The sequence below is a fragment of the Streptomyces venezuelae ATCC 10712 genome (assembly GCF_008639165.1).
Lineage (GTDB): Bacteria > Actinomycetota > Actinomycetes > Streptomycetales > Streptomycetaceae > Streptomyces > Streptomyces venezuelae.
Map to the genome: position 1 here is coordinate 4,855,675 of NZ_CP029197.1, position 19,232 is coordinate 4,874,906.

Sequence of the window (19,232 nt, forward strand, 5' to 3'; positions counted from 1 at the left end):
ATGAGCGGCTACGGGGGCGGTGGGCGGGGCAGGGCCCACTGGAACGACGAGACGCAGAGCTGGGAGAGCGAGGGAACGACCCCGGCCGGGGGCACGGACGGCGCGGACTCCGTGGCCGGGGGCGCGGGCGGTGTGGACTCTCCGGCCGGGGGCACGGACGGCGCCGGCCCGCTCGTACCCCTGCCGTCCCCGCCGCCGCCGACGTACGCCCCGGGGCCGCCGCCCGAGCACACCCCCGGGCACGTCCCCCCGTACGGCCCCGAGCACGCCCCCGTGTACGTGCCCGAGACGGGCGGCTGGCAGTACGGCCCGGCCGGTGGCGGCACCCCGGAGGCCCGGCCGCCGCGCTCCCGGACCGCCGTCGCGGCGGGGGTCGCCGCGGCGGTCCTCGCGGCCGGCTCGGTGGGCGGCTGGCTGCTCTGGCGCGGGGACGGCGGCGCCGAGGGCGCGGCGGGCCCCGCGGCCTCCGTCTCCGTCTCGGACGGGACCACGCCGACCGGCGAACCGACGGCGGACCCGACCGCCGACCCGACGTCGGGCCCGACATCCGGGACGCCGTCGGACGGACCGTCGTCCGCCGGCCCGTCCGACGGCGTCCCGGGCGGCGCGCCGCCGGCCGGCTACCGCGTCCTCAAGGACCTCAAGGGCTTCACCATCGCCGTCCCCGACGGCTGGCACCGTACGGAGTCCGACGACGGCGTCTTCTACAACGCGCCGGACGGCCGGAGCCTGCTCCAGGTCTTCGTCGTCACCGAGCCCGGCCTGACCCCGTACGAGGCCCTGCGCGCGGCCTCGGAGAACGGCCGTACCACCAAGCCCGGTTACCAGCAGCTCGGCCTCGAACGGATCACCGGTGAACCGGGCGTCCCGGCCGACACGGCCGAGCTCGTGTACGCCTACACGCGGGACGACGGCAGCCGCCGCAAGGTCGTCGACCGGGCCTTCACGGCCGAGGACGGCAACCACTACGCCGTCCTGGCCGCCGGCCCGGAGACGGACTGGCCGAAGCAGCGCACATCCCTGAGCGTGGCGCTCAGGTTCTTCCGCCCCGGCGCGTACTGAGGGGCGCGGGGGCCGTGGGCCGCCCGCGCCCCGAGGACGCCGTCCCTCAGAGCGTTCCCGTGTCCCGGAGCTTCGTCGCGACGGCCGACACGTCGTCGAGGGCCCGCCGCAGGAGTCCGTCGCCGAAGGTGATCCGCGTGGCGCCGAGGCGGCCGAGTTCGGCGAAGGACGGGCCGCCCGGGACGGCGAGGGCGTTGAGCGGGAGGTCGCCGAGGGCGGCGCGCAGGGCCGGGAGGTCGGCCGGCGGCGCCGCGATCGGGTAGACGCAGTCCGCGCCCGCCGCCGCGTACCGCCGGGCGCGGTCGATCGCCGCGTCCAGGGGCTCCGGCACCCGGCGGATGTACACGTCCACGCGCGCGTTGACGAAGAGCCCGGGGCCGGCCGCCGCCCGCACCTCCGCGAGCCGGTCGGCCTGCGCCGAGGGGTCCGTGAGGTCGCCGGCCGGGCCGGTGTCCTCCAGGTTCACCCCGACGGCCCCCGACTCCCATACGCGCTCCACCAGTTCGGCGGCGGACAGCCCGTAACCGCCCTCCAGGTCCGCCGTGACGGGCACGGAGACGGAGCGGACGATCCGGGCCACGGCGGCGAACATCTCCGCCGCCGGGGTCGCCCCGTCCTCGTACCCGAGCGAGGCGGCGATCCCGGCGCTCGGCGTGGCGAGCGCGGGATGCCCGGCGGCCTCGAAGGCACGGGCGCTCGCCGCGTCCCAGGGACCGGGCAGTACCAGCGGATCGCCGGCCGCCCGGTCCCGGTGGAGGGCGCGCAGGGCCTCGGCGGTCATGCCGGGCGCGGGGTGTAGTGGCCGGGCGTCATCCGGGTGGTGACGGCGATCCGGTTCCAGGCGTTGATCACGACGATCGCGCTGATGACCCGGGCGAGTTCGGTCTCGTCGAAGTGCGCGGCGGCGCGGGCGTAGACCTCGTCGGGCACGAAGCCGTCGGTGAGGACGGTGACGGCCTCGGTGAGGTCGAGGGCGGCCAGCTCCCGCTCGGTGTAGAAGTGCCGGGACTCCTGCCAGGCGGAGAGCTGCACGATCCGCTCGACGGTCTCGCCCTCGGCGAGCGCGTCCTTGCTGTGCATGTCGATGCAGAACGCGCAGTGGTTGATCTGCGAGGCCCGGATCTTGATCAGGTGGTAGAGGGTGGGGTCGATGTCCTTCGCGGCCGCCGTCTCCAGGCGGAGCATGGCCCGGTAGAACTCGGGGACGCGCTCGGCGAGCGGGAGCCGGGGGGCGTGCTCGTGGGCGTACTCGGTCTTCGCGGTCAGGGTGTCCGTGTGCGTCGTCATGCCTTCACCGTACGAGTGAGGTGGCGCAGGAGTATGGTCCATTCGCATGGCGAACGAGTGGGCCACTTTCGGGGCCGACCTCCATCTGGAACTGCGGGGCACGCGGCTGCGGGCCGGGCTCATGGACGCCCTGCGGGAGGCGGTGCGGAGCGGACGGCTTGAGGCGGGCACCCGGCTGCCGTCCTCCCGGTCGCTCGCCGCCGACCTCGGGATGGCCCGCAACACCGTCGCCGACGCGTACGCCGAGCTGGTCGCCGAGGGCTGGCTCACCGCGCGGCAGGGCTCGGGAACCCGCGTCGCCCGCCGCACCGAGCCACGCGACGAACCGCGCCGCGCGGGGGCGGGCCGTACGGGAGCCGGCCGTACGGGCGCGGGACGGACGGGAGCCGGCCGCGCGGAAGGGGGCCGTACGGGAGCCGGCCGTACGGGCGCGGGACGGACGGGAGCCGGCCGCGCGGAAGGGGGCCGTACGGGAGCCGGCCGTACGGGCGCGGGCCGCACCGGGCCGCCGCCCGCGCCCGCGCCCGCGCGCCCCGCCTCGGCGGACCCGCCCACGCTCTCCCTGCCCCGGCCCGCACGGCCCGCCCACAACCTCAAGGCCGGCACCCCCGACCTGGCCTCCTTCCCGCGCGCGGAGTGGCTCAAGGCGTACCGCCGGGCGCTCACCGCCGCCCCGAACGAGGCCTTCGGGTACGGCGATCCGCGCGGCCGTGTCGAACTGCGCACCGTCCTCGCCGAGTACCTCGCCCGCGCGCGGGGCGTGTACGTCCGGCCCGAGCGGATCGTCGTCTGCGCGGGCTTCGTGCACGGCCTGATGCTGATGGGGCAGGTGCTGCGGAACCGGGGCGTGCGGGACGTCGCGGTCGAGTCGTACGGGCTCGGCCTCCACGCCGGACTGCTCACCGGGGCCGGACTCGGCATCCCGGTCCTGCCCTTCGACGAACGCGGCACCCGCGTCGAGGAGTTGGCGGCGGGCGGCGCCGGACCGCTCGGCTCGGCCGGGGCGGTCCTGATGACGGCCGCCCACCAGTTCCCGCTCGGGGGCGCCCTGCCGCCGGACCGGCGGGCGGCCGTCGTCGACTGGGCGCGCGCCACGGGCGGTTTCGTCCTGGAGGACGACTACGACGGGGAGTTCCGCTACGACCGCCAGCCCGTCGGCGCGCTCCAGGGGCTCGACCCGGAGCGCGTCGTCTACCTCGGCACCGCGAGCAAGTCCCTCGCCCCGGGGCTCCGGCTCGCGTGGATGGTGCTGCCGGAGAGCCTGGTGGACGAGGTGGCGGCGGCGAAGGGGGCCGTGGACTGGGTGTCGAGCGCGCCGGACCAGCTGGCGTTCGCGGAGTTCCTGGCCTCGGGGGCGTACGACCGGCACGTACGGGCGATGCGGCTGCGGTACCGGCGGCGCCGGGACCAGCTTGTCGCGGCGGTGGCCGAGCACTCCCCGGAGACCCGGGTCAGCGGGATCGCGGCCGGTCTCCACGCCGTCCTCGCGCTGCCGCCCGGCACCGAGCAGGCCACCCTGCGGGCCGCCGCCTGGAACGGCCTCGCCGTCCAGGGCGTCAACCAGTTCCGCCGCCCGACGGTCCCGGAGACCCTCGACGGACTGGTCGTCGGCTACGCGACACCCCCGGACAGCGCGTGGCACAGCGCCCTGGAAGCCCTCCGCCGCATCCTGCCGTAGCCCCGGCCCCCGGCGGAGCGCTCCCTAAGCCCCCCGCCGGGGTCCCGGCCTCCGGTCCGTGGGGGGCGGGGTGACGGCGGGCGGGGGCGTCTGTGGGGGTTCGCCGAAGCGGGCCAGGGTCAGGGAGCCCGCCACCGCGATGGCGAAGCCGGTCACCGCCAGCCAGCCGAGACCCTCACGGGTCCGGTCGCCGAGCCAGGCCACGCCGATGATCGCGGGCCCCACCGTCTCGCCGAGCACCGCGCCCGCCGTGGCCGTGGTCACCGCGCCGCGCTGGAGCGCCGAGGTCAGCAGCAGGAACGCGGCGCCGCCGCCCACCAGGAGCGCGTACCAGACCGGATCGGCGAAGTCGATGCCGTCGATCAGCCGGACCGCGACCTCCACCACCCCGAAGCCGAAGCCCGCGCCCAGGCCGAGGACGAGCGCGCGGGGCTTCTCCGGCAGCCGCCCGCCCACCACGCCGAGCAGCAGCACCCCGAAGGAGCTCGCGAGCAGCGCCCAGGGCAGCCACGAGGGGCCGTCCTCGTGGCCCTCCTTCCCGGAGGCGAGGGCCAGCAGCGCGAGCCCCGCGCAGACCACGCCGACCGCCGTCCACTCCACCCGGCTCAGCCGCACCCGCAGCACCCGGGAGGCGATGACCGCCGTGACGGCCAGGCTGGCGGCGAGGGCCGCGCCCACCACGTAGATGGGCAGGGTCCGCAGGGCCACGATCTGGAGGACGAAGCCGAGCCCGTCCATGCCGAGCCCGGCGACGTACCGCCACTGCCGCAGGGCGCGCAACATCAGCGCGACGTCGACACCCCCACCGGTTCCGGGTGTCGCGGCCCGCGCCGCCATCGCCTGCAGAACCGAGGCCGCGCCGAAACAGACGGACGAGGCGAGCGCACAAATCATCCCGAGAAGCACGAAACGACTCTAGGCGCTGCGGCCGGAAACCACCGGCCTACACTGTGCGGTCGCGACTGCGAAGGGGAGGGTGAAGGCCATGCGGAGGCTGAGGTCGAGCACGGTGGTGCTCGGCGGGATGGGTGTGCTCGCGGCGACGATCACCGCGTGCGGCTCCGAGCCGGACAAGCGGTGCGTCGACCCGCTGACCCGGGAGTCGCTGCCCAGCTACGAGTGCCGTTCCGGCGGCGGGGACGACGACGGCAGCACCACCACCCGGGGCTCGTACTACTACGGCGGCTCCATACGCGACAACAAGGTGAGCGGCGGCAGCTTCGACAAGAAGGCCGTCGACACCGGCGGTTTCGGCTGCTCCGGTTCCGGCGGCGGCTGAGAAGGGCCAGGCACATGCGACGGCACACGATCGAGCCCCGGCCCGGCTGGCAGCAGACCGTGGAGGAGCAGGGGCTCGTCTACCCCCTGACCCGCCACCCGGACGGTTCGCTGCGCCCGTACTGGGACGAGAGCGCGTACTACTCCTTCACCCTGCCCGAGGTCGAGGCCCTGGAGGAGGTCGTGGAGGAGCTGCACGCGATGTGTCTGGCGGCCGCCGCGCACATCGTCGAGCGGGACCGGTTCGCCGAGCTCGGCATCACCGATCCGAAGCTCGTCTCCCTGGTCGCCGAGTCCTGGCGGCGCCGCGCCGAACTGCCGTCCCTCTACGGCCGGTTCGACCTCCGGTACGACGGTACGGGCCCGGCCAAGATGCTGGAGTACAACGCCGACACCCCCACCTCGCTCGTGGAGGCGGCGAGCCCGCAGTGGTTCTGGATGGAGGAGCGCTTCCCGGGCGCCGACCAGTGGAACTCCCTCCACGAACGGCTCGTCGAGGCCTGGCGCAGGCAGGCCCCCCTGCTGCCCCCCGGCCCCCTCCACTTCGCGCACTCGGACGGCGACGAGCTCGGCGAGGACCTGATGACGGTCGCGTACCTGCGGGAGACCGCCCAGCAGGCCGGGATCGACACCGAGGCGCTCTCCGTCGAACGGATCGGCTGGGACCGGCTCTCGCGCCGCTTCGTGGACGACCGGCTCCGCTTCATCCGCAGCTGCTTCAAGCTCTACCCGTGGGAGTGGCTGACCACCGACCGTTTCGGCGGGCACGTCCTCGACACCCTCGACAACGGCGGCGGCACCGGCACGACCTGCTGGATCGAGCCCGCCTGGAAGATGCTGCTCTCCAACAAGGCGCTCCTGGCGGTCCTGTGGGAGCTCTACCCGGGGCACCCCAACCTGCTGCCCGCCTACCTCGACGGCCCGCGTGAACTCGCCACGACCGCCGGCTGGGTGGCCAAGCCGCTGCTCGGCCGTGAGGGGGCGGGCGTCACGCTGCACGAGGCCGGCACGGAGCCGTTCGTACGGGACGGGGAGGCCTGCTGCTACCAGGAGCTGGCCCCGCTGCCCGACTTCGACGGCAACCGGGTGGTGCTCGGCGCGTGGGTCGTCGAGGACGAGGCGGCGGGCCTCGGCATCCGGGAGTCGGCGGGCCCCGTCACCGACGAGTACGCCCGCTTCCTCCCGCACGTGATCCTGTAGCCGCTGCTACTCGGGGACGTAGTCCCGCAGCGGGGCCGGTGTGAGGCCGGCCGCCTCGGCGGCGTCCAGGGCCCGCTTGAGGTCCTGCGTCACCGTTTCGTTGAAGTGCAGCAGGATGATGTCGCCGGCCTTGAGCGCCGGGGCCGGCGGGGTCCACTGCCCCCAGGTCGTGAGGTCGTACGTCCAGGTGACCAGCGCCTTCGCGCCGCAGGCGCGGGCCGTGGTCCGGGTGGTCGCGTCGTACGTGCCGTACGGCGGGCGCAGCAGCCGTGGCCCGTCGCCGAACCGGGCCAGGTGCTGGTCGCGCGCCCCGCAGACCTCCGCCTTCTGCCCGGCGACGTCGAGCGTGGTCAGGTCGGGGTGGTTGACGGTGTGGTTCTCGACGCGGGACCGGCCCTGGTCCAGCAGTGTGTGGAAGTAACCGGAGTCGTACGCGTACGCGCCCGGCAGCAGGAAGAGCGAGGCGGGCACCCGGCGGTCGAGCAGCAGTTTCGCCGCGGCGGGGTCGTGGAACCAGCCGTCGTCGATGGTGATGAAGACGACCGGGTCGGTGGTCTCGACGTGCGAGACCACCGGGACGGGCTCGGGCCAGGCCGCCCGGGGGGCGGCGTGCGCGGGCCCCGTGACCGCGCCGAGGAGCGCGAGCGGGACGAGGGCGGCGAGCGCGGCACGCACGGCGTGACGCAGACGGAGTCTCGGCATGTCCGCATCATTGGCCTAGACCAACTGCCGTGTCAATGACCCGAGTTGCCCCGCCACGCCCACCCCTGCGCGCCCACCGGCCGCCCCCTCGAACGGAGTTCCTCACTCCTCCGACAGCACGCCCCGCAACTGCTCGAGACCCCAGTCCAGATCCTCCTTCGAGATCACCAGCGGCGGCGCGATCCGGATCGTCGAACCGTGGGTGTCCTTCACCAGGACACCCCGCTCCATCAGCTTCTCCGAGATCTCCCGGCCCGTGCCGTGCGAGGGCGCGATGTCCACCCCGGCCCACAGCCCGCGCCCGCGCACCGCCTCCACCGCGCCGCCGCCCACGAGCAGCCCCAGCTCCGCGTGCAGGTGCTCGCCCAGCTCCGCCGCCCGCTCCTGGTACTCGCCCGTCCGCAGCATCGCGATCACCTCGAGGGCCACCGCGCAGGCCAGCGGATTCCCGCCGAACGTCGAACCGTGCTCACCCGGCCGGAACACCCCGAGCACGTCCCGGTCGGCGACCACCGCCGACACCGGCACCACCCCGCCACCCAGCGCCTTCCCCAGGATGTACACATCGGGCACCACACCCTCGTGCTCGCACGCGAACGTCCGGCCCGTCCGGCCCAGGCCCGACTGGATCTCGTCCGCCATGAACAGCACGTTCCGCCGGAGCGTCAGCTCCCGCACCCCCGCCAGATAACCGGCCGGCGGCACCAGGACCCCCGCCTCGCCCTGGATCGGTTCGAGCAGCACCGCCACCGTGTTCTCGGTGACCGCCGCCTCCATCGCCGTCAGGTCCCCGTACGGCACGATCTCGAACCCCGGCGTGTACGGCCCGAAGTGGTCCCGTGCCTCGTGGTCCGTGGAGAAGCTGACGACCGTCGTCGTCCGGCCGTGGAAGTTGTTCGCCGCCACCACGATCTTCGCGTGCCCGTCCGGCACGCCCTTCACCTCGTACCCCCACTTCCGGGCGGTCTTCACGGCCGTCTCGACCGCCTCCGCCCCCGTGTTCATCGGCAGCACCGCCTCCTTCCCGCACAGCTCGGCGAGCCGCGCGCAGAACTCCGCGAACCGGTCGTGGTGGAAGGCCCGCGAGGTCAGCGTCACCCGCTCCAGCTGCGCCTTCGCGGCGTCGATCAGACGCCGGTTGCCGTGCCCGAAGTTGAGCGCCGAGTAGCCCGCGAGCATGTCGAGGTAGCGGCGCCCCTCGACATCGGTCATCCAGGCGCCGTCCGCCGAAGCGACGACGACCGGCAGGGGGTGGTAGTTGTGAGCGCTGTGCGCCTCCGCCGAAGCGATCGCGTCTTGTGTGCTCGACACGGGATCTCCGTTCGTCCTGCGGCTCGGGGGGGTGACCCCGACGAGGGGGTGTGGCCCCTGTTTCTATCGTCGCTCGGATGCCGGACCGGGAAACCTCGCGCGCGGCGCGCCCGCTACTCTGAAAACACGCACGGCGACTGGCGTACGGGGAAGCGACCCCGGGGGAGCCGTGCGCGGCAGACCACGGGACGCCGCCCGCCTGGGCGTCACGGGACCGAAGTCCCGCGTGGCGCCGCGCCTCCCACGCAGTGCCCCGGGACCCGCCCACGCCCGGAGGACACCACCATGACCGCCTCGCAGCTCCAGCACCCCGCGCTCGCCGCCGCCGACCCCGAGCTCGCCGCCCTCGTCGGCGCCGAGGAACGGCTCCAGGCCGAGACCCTGCGCCTCATCCCCAGCGAGAACTACGTCTCCGCCGCCGTCCTCGAAGCCTCCGGCACCGTCCTCCAGAACAAGTACAGCGAGGGCTACCCCGGCCGCCGCTACTACGAGGGCCAGCAGAACATCGACCAGGTCGAGACCCTCGCCGTCGAGCGCGCCAAGGCCGTCTTCGGTGTCGACCACGCCAACGTCCAGCCGTACTCCGGCTCCCCGGCCAACCTCGCCGTCTACCTCGCCTTCGCCGAGCCCGGCGACACCGTCATGGGCATGGCCCTGCCGATGGGCGGCCACCTCACCCACGGCTGGGGCGTCTCCGCCACCGGCAAGTGGTTCCGCGGCGTCCAGTACGGCGTCCGCCAGGACACCGGCCTGATCGACTTCGACCAGGTCCGCGAGCTGGCCCTCAAGGAACGCCCCAAGGTGATCTTCTGCGGCGGCACCGCGCTGCCCCGCACGATCGACTTCGCCGCGTTCGGCGAGATCGCCCGCGAGTCCGGTGCCGTGCTCGTCGCCGACGTCGCCCACATCGCCGGCCTCATCGCGGGCGGCGCACACCCCTCCCCGGTCCCGCACGTGGACGTGATCTCCACGACCACCCACAAGACCCTGCGCGGCCCGCGCGGCGCCATGCTCATGTCCCGCGAGGAGCACGCCAAGGCCCTCGACAAGGCCGTCTTCCCCGGCCTCCAGGGCGGCCCCCACAACCAGACCACCGCCGCCATCGCCGTCGCCCTCCGCGAGGCCTCCCAGCCCTCCTTCCGTGACTACGCCCACGCCGTCGTCGCCAACGCCAAGGCCCTCGCCGAGGCCCTGCTCGCCCGCGGCTTCGACCTGGTCTCCGGCGGCACCGACAACCACCTGATCCTGATGGACCTCACCCCCAAGCAGGTCCCCGGCAAGATCGCCGCGAAGGCCCTCGACCGGGCGGGCATCGTCGTCAACTACAACACCGTCCCCTACGACCCGCGGAAGCCCTTCGACCCCTCCGGCATCCGCATCGGCACCCCCTCCCTCACCTCCCGGGGCCTGCGCACCGAGCACATGGCCACGGTCGCCGACTGGATCGACCGCGCTGTCGCGGCGGCCGGCACCGGCGACGAGCAGACCCTCACCGCGATCCGCGCCGAGGTCGCCGACCTGATGGCCGCCTTCCCCGCCCCCGGCCTCCCGGTCTGACCCGCTCCGCCGACCGGACCGCCGCCCTTCGGGCCCGACCCGGGCGTCAGCCCGTCGACTCCGCCACGCTCCGGGCCTCCTCCCGGGTCGGTATGCCCTCCAGACGGAAGGTGAGCGCGCCCCCGTTCCTCGTCCAGAGGAGCGTGGGGCCCGCCGTACGGACCTCATGGGTCCACGGCGACCCCGTCCCGTCCGTCAGCGGGAAGGTCAGCAGATGCGGGGCCGCGAACCAGTAGCCGTGCGCGCCGTCCGGGAGAACGACCCACTCCGGCTGCGTCCGCACCTGCTTGGCGAAGCCGATGTCGAGCCGCGCGGGGAACTCGTCCAGCCGGACCGTCCGCCCCCCGTCGCGCCAGCACAGGCTGATCACCGCCCGGCCCCGCTCGGCCGACCCCGTCACCGCCACCGCGTCCGGCGCCCCCAGCGCCTTCGGTATCAGCGGCTCGAAGCCCGCGAGCCGCCCGGCCTCCGCCAGGGGCACCGGCTCCGGGCACCCCGGCACCGCGCCCCCGGCCGGGGCCCCGTGCCCGTCCGGGTCGTACCGCACGACGACCCCGCCGAAGCCGAACCAGTCCGCCACCGCCGCCCGCACCGGCGGCGTGAGCACCAGCACGACCAGCACCCCGGTCAACCCCGCCACCAGGGCCCGCCACCGCGCCCGCGCCCACCCCCGCACCGACCGCCACGCGCGGCGCGGGGCGGACTCCGGCTCCGGCACCGGCGTCGGCACCCGCTCGGCGAGGAGCTGGGCGAGCACCCGCTCGGCCATCGACTCCCCGTCCACGTCCGGCACCCGCAGCCGCCGCCCCAGCTCCCTCAGCTCGTCCGGCAGTCCCTCGTCAGCCACGCCCCTCACCTCCCTCCGATCCCTTCCGCCCGTCGGGCCCTTCCGGCCCCTCCGCCAACCCTTCCCCGAGCACCCGGCCCAGCTTCTTCAGCGCCCGGCTCAGCCGGGACTTCACCGTCCCCCTCGGCCAGCCCAGCGCCCGCGCCGTCTCCGTCTCGTCCAGCTCCAGGAGATAGCGGTGGATCACCACCTGCCGGTGCTCCTCGCTCAGTCCGTCGAGCGCGTCGAGCAGCCGTCTGCTCCGCTCCCGCTCCTCCACCGCGACCGCCGGGTCCGCCGACTCCGGTATCCGCGGCTCACCCCCGAGCAGGTCCGCCTCCCGATCGGCGACGGCCCGCTGCCGACCCGCCGAGCGCACTGTGTTCCTGGTCTCATTGACGACGATCCGCAGCAGCCACGGCCGGAACGCCGAGCCCTCCCTGAACCGCCCCAGCGAGCGGTACGCCTTGAAGAAGGCCTGCTGCACCACGTCCTCGGCCTCCGCGCCCGCACCGCACGCCACCGCCGCTCTCAGCGCGACCGCCGTGTGCGCGCGAACCAGCTCCGCGTACGCCTCCGGCTCTCCGGCGCGCACCCGTGCGATCACCACGGCCTCGTCGTCGACCAGGCCCCCCTCCCGCGTCCTCACACTCTTGATACACCGGCAGTCCGGGATCGGTTCCCACACCTGAGAGAATGAGTCGCATGGCCTCTGACAGTCCCCGTGTGCTCTCCGGAATCCAGCCCACCGCAGGCTCGTTCCACCTCGGCAACTACCTCGGCGCCGTCCGCCAGTGGGTCGCCCTGCAGGAGACCCACGACGCGTTCTACATGGTCGTCGACCTCCACGCGATCACGGTTCCGCAGGACCCCGCCGAGCTGCGCGCCAACACCCGGCTCGCCGCCGCCCAGCTGCTCGCCGCCGGTCTCGACCCGGAGCGCTGCACCCTGTTCGTCCAGAGCCACGTCCCCGAGCACGCCCAGCTCGGCTGGGTCATGAACTGCCTCACCGGTTTCGGCGAGGCCTCCCGCATGACCCAGTTCAAGGACAAGTCCGCGAAGCAGGGCGCCGACCGCGCCACCGTCGGCCTCTTCACGTACCCGATCCTCCAGGTCGCGGACATCCTGCTCTACCAGGCCAACCAGGTCCCGGTCGGCGAGGACCAGCGCCAGCACATCGAGCTGACCCGCGACCTCGCCGAGCGCTTCAACGGCCGCTTCGGCGAGACGTTCACGATCCCGGCGCCGTACATCCTCAAGGAGACGGCGAAGATCTACGACCTCCAGGACCCGGCGATCAAGATGAGCAAGTCGGCGTCCACGCCGAAGGGCCTCATCAACCTCCTGGACGACCCGAAGACCACCGCCAAGAAGGTCAAGAGCGCGGTCACCGACACCGAGACGGTGATCCGTTTCGACCCGGAGAACAAGGCCGGCGTCTCCAACCTGCTCACGATCATGTCCACGCTCACCGCCACGTCCGTCGAGGACCTGGAGAAGAGCTACGAGGGCAAGATGTACGGCGCGCTGAAGACGGATCTCGCCGAGGTCATGGTGGACTTCGTCACGCCGTTCCGGACCCGCACCCAGGAATACCTGGACGACCCGGAGACGCTGGACTCGGTCCTGGCCAAGGGCGCGGAGAAGGCCCGTACCGTCGCCGCCGAGACGCTGGCGCAGACGTACGAGCGGATCGGCTTCCTGCCCGCCAAGCACTGAGACCAAGGACCCTGGCCCAAAGGGTGGTGCAGGCCGCACACTGGCGGCTGCACCACCCGACACCGGCCGGCACCGGTCGGCACCGCCCGGCACCACCCGGCCGACGGCACAGACGACATTCCGACAGACGACATTCCGACAGACGACGGAGGAGAACGACGTGGGGACCGTAACGCTCGGCGTTTCGATCGCGGTCCCGGAGCCCTACGGCAGCCTGCTCCAGGAGCGGCGCGCCGGCTTCGGGGACCCTGCCGCGCACGGCATCCCCACGCACATCACCCTCGTCCCGCCGACCGAGGTCGCGGAGGAGCGCCTGCCGGAGATCGAGGCGCACCTGGCCGGTGTCGCCGCCTGCTACCAGCCGTTCCCCGTACGCCTCAAGGGCACCGGGACCTTCCGCCCGCTCTCCCCGGTCGTCTTCGTGAAGCTGCAGGAGGGCGTGTCCCCCTGCAACCGGCTCCAGCACCAGATTCGCGACGAGGCCGGCCCGCTCGCGCGCGAGCTGCAGTTCCCGTACCACCCGCACGTCACCGTGGCGCACGCCATCTCCGAGGAGGGGATGGACCGGGCGTTCGAGGAGCTCGCCGGGTACGAGGCGGCCTGGACCTGCCGTTCCTTCGCGCTGTACGAGCAGGGCGCGGACGGGGTGTGGCGGAAGCTGTACGACTACGAGTTCGGCAGCGGCCGCCCGATCTCGGCCGTCCCGGCGCAGGGCGGCAGCCCGGTCGACACCCCGACGGCCACTCCCGCCGTCTGACCCGCGCGGAGGGCCACCCGGGCCACCCCGGTGGCCGCCCCCGCCGCGTCCGAGCCACCCCGACCGCCGCCCCCGGCCTCGGTGGCCGCCCCCGGTCTCACACCGGCAGGCGCCGGAACAGCGGCCTCGGCACGTGCCGCACCGCCGCCATCACCACCCGCAGCGCCCCCGGCACCCACACCGTCTCCGAGCGGCGCCGCAGACCCAGCTCGATCGCGCCCGCGACGGCCTCGGGCGTCGTCGCGAGCGGCGCCTCCGCGAGCCCGGCCGTCATCTTCGAGCGGACGAACCCGGGCCGTACGACCATGACGTGCACCCCGGTGCCGTGCAGCGCGTCCCCGAGGCCCTGGGCGAAGGCGTCGAGCCCCGCCTTCGACGAGCCGTAGATGAAGTCCGCCCGGCGGGCCCGCTCGCCCGCCACCGAGGACAGCACCACCAGCGAACCGTGCCCCTGCGCCTGGAGCGCGCCCGCGCACACCAGGCCCGCCGAGACGGCCCCCGTGTAGTTGGTCTGGGCGACGCGGACGGCGGCGACCGGGTCGGACTCGTCGCGCGCCTGGTCGCCGAGGACCCCGAAGGCGAGCAGCACCATGTCGATGTCGCCCTCGGTGAAGATCTTGCCGAGCCGCTCCTCGTGCGCCTCGGTGTCGAGCGCGTCGAACGGCACCGTCCGCACGTCCGCGCCGAGCGCGCGCAGCGAGTCCGCCGCGGCGGTCAGCGCGGGGGAGGGGCGACCGGCCAGCCAGACGGTACGGGTCCTGCGGGCGATCAGCCGCCGGGCGGTGGCGAGCCCGATCTCGGAGGTGCCGCCGAGGACGAGCAGGGACTGCGGGGCACCGAAGGCGTCCTTCACGGGGGCTCCTAGAGGTCGAGGCGGCGGGCGAGGTCGGAGGTGAAGACGGACCGGGGGTCGAGCGCGGCGCGCAGCGCCCGGAACTCGCCGACCCGCGGGTACATCGCGGCCAGCACCTCCGGCCGTACCCGCGCGTCGTCGGCGAGGTGGACCCGCCCGCCGGCGCCGGCGACCTCCTCGTCGAGTCCGTCGAGGAACGCGCCGAGCCCGGGGAGACCGGTGGGCAGGTCGAGGGCGAGGGCCCAGCCGGGCAGCGGGAAGGAGAGCCAGCCCGGGTCGGCCGCGCCGAAGCGCTTGAGGACGGCGCGGAAGGAGGGGCAGCCGCGGTCCGCGATCCTCCGGACCACCGTCCGCAGTGCCTCCTCCCGCCCGTACGGGACGACGAACCGGTACCGGACGAACCCCTCGCGGCCGTGGATCCGGTTCCAGTGCGGCACGCTGTCGAGCGGATGGAAGAAGGCGGCGAGCGACTGGATTCCGCCGGTACGCGCGCGGGGAGCCGTCCGGTACCGGAGCTCGTTGAAGAGCCCGACGGTAGTGCGCCCGAGCACCCCGCCGGGGACGTACGGCGGCGGGCCGGGCAGCCGCCCCGGCCGGAAGACGAGCGGCGCGCGGCGGGCCCGGTGGCGGCGGGGCAGCGCGTCGTACGGGAGGTGGTCGCCCCGGGTGAGGACGGCGCGCCCGGTGGCGGCGCCCCGGGCGAGCAGGTCGATCCGGGCGGCGGAGTAGCGGTGGCGGTGGTCGTCGGCGATGAGCCGGGCCATCAGGTCGTCGAGGTCCCGGGCCCGTTCGGTGACCACCCGCATGAGGGAGGTCCCGACGGGCAGCAGCCGCAGGGTGGCGGAGAGGATCACCCCGGTCAGCCCCATGCCGCCGGCGGTGGCGTCGAAGAGCGGGGTGCCGGGGAGCACGGTCCGGATCTCGCCGTCGGCGGTGAGGAGTCGGAGCGCGGTCACGTGCCGGGCGAAGGAACCCGAGAGGTGGTGGTTCCTGCCGTGGACGTCGGCGCCGATCGCCCCGCCGACGGTGACGTACCGGGTGCCGGGGGAGACCGGCACGAACCAGCCGTGCGGCAGCAGCGCCTCCATCAGCCGGTGCAGGCTGACGCCCGCCTCGCAGGTGACGAGCCCGGCGGCGGGGTCGACGGACAGGATCCGGGCGAGGCCGGTCATGTCGAGGACGGTGCCGCCGGCGTTCTGCGCGGCGTCCCCGGCGGCCCGGCCGAGACCACGGGCGATCGTCCCGCGGGCACCGGAGGAACGGACGGAGTCGACGACCTCGGCGTGGCCGCGGGGCCGGTGCACGCGCGCGAGGGTGGGCGCGGTGCGTCCCCAGCCGGTGATCGCCTCGCAGTCGTCGTCCAGGACGTGGGTCTCGACAGCCATGAAGGTGACCGTATAGCCGCGTCTGTCGCTTATGCCGGTATTGCATGGCGGTTCGTCGAAATGGGCGTACGGGATGTCGCTCGCGGGCGTGTGGGCCCCGGCGGGGGATTCTCGTACGGGAGGTTCCCGTACTGGCGACCCGAAGACCGGGAAGGCGTACGACGGGGCTCCCGTACCGCGTGCCCCGCGCGCCCGCACGGACCGAGGAGTGGACGTACGACATGGACTGGCTGACCAAGCTCCCCGTGATCGGCCCCTGGGTCGCCCGGCTGATGCGCACGCACGCGTGGCGCTCGTACGAGACCCTCGACGCGGCGCACTGGACCCGGCTCGCCGCCGCGATCACCTTCCTCTCCTTCCTCGCGCTCTTCCCGCTGATCACCGTCGCGGCCGCGATCGGGGCCGCGCTCCTCAGCGAGGAGCAGCTCGACAAGATCGAGGAGAAGATCGGCGACCAGGTGCCGGGGATCTCCGACCAGCTCGACATCGGCGGGCTCGTCGCCAACGCCGGCACCGTCGGACTCGTCGCGGGCGCGGTGCTCCTCGTCACCGGCATCAGCTGGATCGGCGCCATGCGGGACTGCCTGCGCGCGGTGTGGGGACTCGACGACATCGAGGGCAACCCGATCCTGCTCAAGGGCAAGGACGCACTCGTCCTGGTCGGCCTCGGTGGCGTCGCGCTCGCCTCGCTCGCCGCGTCCTGGCTCGGCTCCACCACGGTCGGCTGGACCGCCGACCGCCTCGGCATCCCGGGTGACGGGGCGGGCGGCTTCTTCCTCCAGGTGGCCGCCGTCCTGGTCGCCGTCGTCGCCGACTTCCTGATCCTGCTGTACGTGCTGACGCTGCTGCCCGGAGTGCACCCGCCGCGGCGCCGGCTGGTGGTGGCGGCGCTCATGGGCGCGGTCGGCTTCGAGCTGCTGAAGCTGCTGCTCGGCGGCTACATGCGGGGCGTCGCGGCGAAGTCGATGTACGGGGCGTTCGGCGTGCCGGTCGCCCTGCTGCTCTGGATCAACTTCACCGCGAAGCTGCTGCTGTACTGCGCCGCGTGGACGGCCACCGGTTCCCGCGGGGAGTCCGGGGACGACGGCCGCCCCGGGACCGCTACGGATTCACGTCCGGATTCACATCCGGGGTCCGCCGGGAACGGCGACGACGTCCCGCCGCCCCGGCCAGCGGCCAACGGCGGTTGACCAGGAAGACCGCGCCCGCGAGGAGCACCAGCACCCCGCCCGCCACGCCGAGCGCGATCCCGACGCCGCCGGACCGCTCCTCGGCGGCGACCGGAGTGGTGCCCTCCGGGGCGTTCTTGCCGGGCGCCGGGGCCGTGCCGTCGCCGGGGGCGGTCGACTCGGTACGGGCCGAGCGCGGCCGCACCAGCTCGCCGACCGGGGTCACCTTGCCGGCCGCCGCGAAGCCCCAGTCGAGCAGCCGGGCGGCCTCCCGGTAGACGGCGTGCTGCTCCTTCGAGGAGGGGTTCATCACGGTGACGAGCAGGACCCTGCCGTTCCGCTCCGCGACGCCGGTGAAGGTGGCGCCGGCGTGCGTGGTGTTGCCGTTCTTGACGCCCGCGATGCCCTGGTACGGGGCGACGCCGAGGTCACCGGTGAGCAGCCGGTTGGTGTTCTGGATCTCGAAGGTCTCGCGCTTCTTGCCGGGCTTCTGCTCGCCGGGGAAGGCGGCGCGGGGCGTGGCCGCGTACTCGCGGAAGTCCTTCTTCTGCATGCCGTTGCGGGCGATGAGCGTCAGGTCGTACGCGGACGAGACCTGGCCCGGGGCGTCGTAGCCGTCCGGGGAGACCACGTGGGTGTCGAGCGCCTGGAGCTCGGCCGCGTGGTCGTTCATGTCCTTCACGGTCTGCCGAAGGCCGTTGTTCATGCTGGTCAGGACGTGGACGGCGTCGTTGCCCGAGCGGAGGAAGACGCCGAGCCACAGGTCGTGGACGGTGTAGGTCTGCTTCTCCTTGATGCCGACCAGGCTGGAGCCCTCTCCTATCCCGGCGAGGTCCGTGGTGGTGACCAGGTGCTTCTGCGTCGCGTCGGGGAACTTCGGCAGCAGGGTGTCCGCGAAGAGCATCTTGAGCGTGGAGGCCGGGGCGAGCGGCCAGTGTGCGTTGTGCGCGGCGAGGATCTCGCCGCTCTCGGCGTCCGCGACGATCCACGAACGCCCGGACAGCTCCTTCGGCAGCACGGGGGCGCCGGGCCCCAGCTTCACCTGGGTTCCGGGGTTACCGAGCAGCGGCCCGCCGAGCGAGGACATCGCGTGGGGTGGCTTGGGCTGCTTGTCCTTCCCGTCCTTCGTGTCCGCGTGCGCGGGCCCGGAGACGACGAGCGGAAGGAGGAGAGCAGCGGCGACCGTCCAAGCGGTCTTCTTCGAAGCAGACACGGTCGTGAACGTACAGGTACGGAAGAACGATCCGAACCCCGGCTGGCGGTTCACCCAACCCCGACCACCCGTCCGCGGGGCCCCTGAGGCGGACGGTGGTTCTGGGCGCCAGGCGAGGCGCTGGAGGCGAGCGGAGGGGAGGAAACTGTTCATGCCTTCAAAGACGGCGGAAGGAGCGGTTGGGATCCACCCGATCCTCGCGCTGATCGCGGCAGTCGCGGAGCAGGCCGGTGAAAGGCCCGCCGCGACCGTCACGGGACGATGATCTCGCCCTCGTCCTCCGGACCGCCGACCTGAACCTTGCACTCCTTCAGGTCGAGGACCTCTATCTGATGAGTGAGAGCAGTGAGTGCGGCTTCTTCCTGTTCTCCGTACACCTCGTCCATGTATTCGTCGGAATAAATTGCCGACGAGAAGCTCGCGTACGCCTCACTGAAATCGGCGCCGGCGGTGTGAAGTGCATCGATCTCACCGCGCCGTTCGTCCGGCTGCTCCAGCGCGCGCCAACTCCCCACCAGGTGCCGCATGGACACGGAGACTTCCTGCGCTGCTTCCGACGCGGTGTTTCGGTCGACTTGCGTGGGCTCGGGTTTCCGCAGTAGCTCAAGAAAAGCTGCGTCCGAAGCCTGCATCTTCTGAATGACGCCGGGAAACTCCTGCTCGCAGATCGCGTCCGCCTTGGCCCGCCACTCGCCGAGACTCGGGGCGTCGCTCTCGCACCGCGTCAGGAAGAAGGCCAAGATGCCGATGGCCGCTGAGGAGATACCCACCCACCAGCCGATGTGGGTCCGCAGCCTACTTCCTCGTGACTCTGTCGCAGGCTCACCACCCATGAATGCCTCCTAGAGGCGGAGCCCGTTTTCAGTGTCTCTCTGCAATGCCCCATACGCAGCTCGGTGGCGGACCGCCCCGTCCGTGCGCCTCCCCCGTGGCGCAGCGGCGGGGCTTTACTTCTTGCTTGCTCGGACGCCCCGGAGGCCGATCGCGCCGACGGCCGTCCCTAGGATGAACGACGTGACAGCGAGGGCGAGGTGGACCCAGAAGTACGCCGTCGGGTTTCCCGCGTCGTCGAAGGCGAGGCCGCTCCCGTCCTTCCAGAGGTTCTTCGCGAAGGTCACCCAGATCACCCAGGACCACACGCCGAACGCGAGCAGGAACCAGGAGACGCGGCGGCTGAGCTTCATGGGACGTCCTTCGGGGTGGGTGGCCGTGCCCAGTCAGTATCGAACGGGCCT

The 19,232-nt window shown here is 73.4% G+C and carries 20 protein-coding genes and 1 riboswitch; of the genes, 8 read left to right on the forward strand and 12 right to left on the reverse strand.

Translation table 11 applies throughout. The features are described from left to right. The gene (locus DEJ43_RS37825) at positions 1 to 1,062 is read left to right on the forward strand and encodes a hypothetical protein (protein WP_071891459.1); all 1,062 of its coding nucleotides are present in this window, start codon (positions 1 to 3) and stop codon (positions 1,060 to 1,062) included. A gap of 46 nt (positions 1,063 to 1,108) precedes the next feature. Here the strand turns inward: DEJ43_RS37825 and DEJ43_RS22560 are convergent, their stop codons facing one another. Further along, positions 1,109 to 1,843, reverse strand: a complete 735-nt coding sequence (locus tag DEJ43_RS22560; protein WP_015035690.1) for an isocitrate lyase/PEP mutase family protein — start codon at positions 1,841 to 1,843, stop codon at positions 1,109 to 1,111. After that, positions 1,840 to 2,349: a carboxymuconolactone decarboxylase family protein gene (locus tag DEJ43_RS22565; RefSeq protein WP_015035691.1), complete on the reverse strand. Its 510-nt coding sequence runs from the start codon at positions 2,347 to 2,349 to the stop codon at positions 1,840 to 1,842. Before DEJ43_RS22565 ends, DEJ43_RS22560 begins: the two co-directional genes overlap by 4 nt. A gap of 46 nt (positions 2,350 to 2,395) precedes the next feature. Between DEJ43_RS22565 and DEJ43_RS22570 the strand changes: the two genes are divergently transcribed. Next, on the forward strand, positions 2,396 to 4,027 hold the full coding sequence (locus DEJ43_RS22570; RefSeq protein ID WP_015035692.1) for an aminotransferase-like domain-containing protein: 1,632 nt from the start codon (positions 2,396 to 2,398) through the stop codon (positions 4,025 to 4,027). Between the two features lie 24 nt (positions 4,028 to 4,051). Here the strand turns inward: DEJ43_RS22570 and DEJ43_RS22575 are convergent, their stop codons facing one another. Next, on the reverse strand, positions 4,052 to 4,921 hold the full coding sequence (locus DEJ43_RS22575) for a hypothetical protein (protein ID WP_051026138.1): 870 nt from the start codon (positions 4,919 to 4,921) through the stop codon (positions 4,052 to 4,054). A gap of 91 nt (positions 4,922 to 5,012) precedes the next feature. Between DEJ43_RS22575 and DEJ43_RS22580 the strand changes: the two genes are divergently transcribed. Together DEJ43_RS22580 and DEJ43_RS22585 are read left to right on the forward strand one after the other, a co-directional pair. Then, positions 5,013 to 5,306 (forward strand): hypothetical protein, encoded by a 294-nt coding sequence (locus tag DEJ43_RS22580; RefSeq protein ID WP_015035694.1) that lies wholly within the window; start codon positions 5,013 to 5,015, stop codon positions 5,304 to 5,306. Between the two features lie 14 nt (positions 5,307 to 5,320). Then, complete coding sequence (locus tag DEJ43_RS22585) at positions 5,321 to 6,505, forward strand: glutathionylspermidine synthase family protein (protein WP_015035695.1); 1,185 nt, start codon at positions 5,321 to 5,323, stop codon at positions 6,503 to 6,505. Positions 6,506 to 6,511: 6 nt separating this feature from the next. Here the strand turns inward: DEJ43_RS22585 and DEJ43_RS22590 are convergent, their stop codons facing one another. Beyond that, positions 6,512 to 7,207, reverse strand: coding sequence for a polysaccharide deacetylase family protein (locus DEJ43_RS22590; RefSeq protein WP_015035696.1), 696 nt, complete (start codon positions 7,205 to 7,207; stop codon positions 6,512 to 6,514). Positions 7,208 to 7,309: 102 nt separating this feature from the next. Next, positions 7,310 to 8,518 carry an ornithine--oxo-acid transaminase gene (gene rocD, locus DEJ43_RS22595; RefSeq protein WP_015035697.1) on the reverse strand — a complete coding sequence of 403 codons (1,209 nt, stop codon included), beginning with the start codon at positions 8,516 to 8,518 and terminating at the stop codon, positions 7,310 to 7,312. A gap of 123 nt (positions 8,519 to 8,641) precedes the next feature. After that, positions 8,642 to 8,730: riboswitch (ZMP/ZTP riboswitch) on the forward strand. A gap of 73 nt (positions 8,731 to 8,803) precedes the next feature. On the opposite strand from rocD, the gene DEJ43_RS22600 reads away from it, so the two are divergent. Further along, the gene (locus DEJ43_RS22600) at positions 8,804 to 10,075 is read left to right on the forward strand and encodes a serine hydroxymethyltransferase (protein WP_015035698.1); all 1,272 of its coding nucleotides are present in this window, start codon (positions 8,804 to 8,806) and stop codon (positions 10,073 to 10,075) included. 46 nt (positions 10,076 to 10,121) lie between these two features. Here DEJ43_RS22600 and DEJ43_RS22605 read toward each other — a convergent pair whose 3' ends face one another. Both DEJ43_RS22605 and DEJ43_RS22610 read right to left on the reverse strand, forming a co-directional pair. Continuing rightward, on the reverse strand, positions 10,122 to 10,922 hold the full coding sequence (locus tag DEJ43_RS22605; protein WP_015035699.1) for a hypothetical protein: 801 nt from the start codon (positions 10,920 to 10,922) through the stop codon (positions 10,122 to 10,124). Then, positions 10,915 to 11,550 (reverse strand): RNA polymerase sigma factor, encoded by a 636-nt coding sequence (locus DEJ43_RS22610; protein WP_041662789.1) that lies wholly within the window; start codon positions 11,548 to 11,550, stop codon positions 10,915 to 10,917. The genes DEJ43_RS22605 and DEJ43_RS22610 overlap by 8 nt, the downstream gene beginning before the upstream one ends. Positions 11,551 to 11,606: 56 nt before the next feature. Here DEJ43_RS22610 and trpS point away from each other — a divergent pair, with 56 nt between their 5' ends. Together trpS and DEJ43_RS22620 are read left to right on the forward strand one after the other, a co-directional pair. Further along, positions 11,607 to 12,620, forward strand: a complete 1,014-nt coding sequence (gene trpS / locus DEJ43_RS22615; protein WP_015035701.1) for a tryptophan--tRNA ligase — start codon at positions 11,607 to 11,609, stop codon at positions 12,618 to 12,620. A gap of 160 nt (positions 12,621 to 12,780) precedes the next feature. After that, positions 12,781 to 13,377: a 2'-5' RNA ligase family protein gene (locus DEJ43_RS22620; RefSeq protein WP_015035702.1), complete on the forward strand. Its 597-nt coding sequence runs from the start codon at positions 12,781 to 12,783 to the stop codon at positions 13,375 to 13,377. Positions 13,378 to 13,474: 97 nt separating this feature from the next. On the opposite strand, the gene dprE2 is transcribed toward DEJ43_RS22620, so the two are convergent. Next, complete coding sequence (gene dprE2, locus DEJ43_RS22625) at positions 13,475 to 14,230, reverse strand: decaprenylphospho-beta-D-erythro-pentofuranosid-2-ulose 2-reductase (protein ID WP_015035703.1); 756 nt, start codon at positions 14,228 to 14,230, stop codon at positions 13,475 to 13,477. Between the two features lie 8 nt (positions 14,231 to 14,238). Continuing rightward, positions 14,239 to 15,615, reverse strand: a complete 1,377-nt coding sequence (gene dprE1, locus DEJ43_RS22630) for a decaprenylphosphoryl-beta-D-ribose oxidase (protein WP_015035704.1) — start codon at positions 15,613 to 15,615, stop codon at positions 14,239 to 14,241. 221 nt (positions 15,616 to 15,836) lie between these two features. Between dprE1 and DEJ43_RS22635 the strand changes: the two genes are divergently transcribed. After that, a complete protein-coding gene (locus DEJ43_RS22635) occupies positions 15,837 to 16,805 on the forward strand; it encodes a YihY/virulence factor BrkB family protein (protein WP_051025918.1) in 969 nt (322 codons plus the stop codon). Here the strand turns inward: DEJ43_RS22635 and DEJ43_RS22640 are convergent. The 3 genes from DEJ43_RS22640 to DEJ43_RS38235 form a co-directional block, all read right to left on the reverse strand. Next, positions 16,717 to 17,997 (reverse strand): D-alanyl-D-alanine carboxypeptidase family protein, encoded by a 1,281-nt coding sequence (locus DEJ43_RS22640; protein ID WP_015035706.1) that lies wholly within the window; start codon positions 17,995 to 17,997, stop codon positions 16,717 to 16,719. The genes DEJ43_RS22635 and DEJ43_RS22640 overlap by 89 nt on opposite strands. A 251-nt stretch (positions 17,998 to 18,248) precedes the next feature. Beyond that, positions 18,249 to 18,830 (reverse strand): hypothetical protein, encoded by a 582-nt coding sequence (locus DEJ43_RS22645; protein ID WP_015035707.1) that lies wholly within the window; start codon positions 18,828 to 18,830, stop codon positions 18,249 to 18,251. Positions 18,831 to 18,944: 114 nt separating this feature from the next. After that, positions 18,945 to 19,181 (reverse strand): SCO4848 family membrane protein, encoded by a 237-nt coding sequence (locus DEJ43_RS38235; RefSeq protein WP_015035708.1) that lies wholly within the window; start codon positions 19,179 to 19,181, stop codon positions 18,945 to 18,947. Positions 19,182 to 19,232 lie beyond the last annotated feature (51 nt).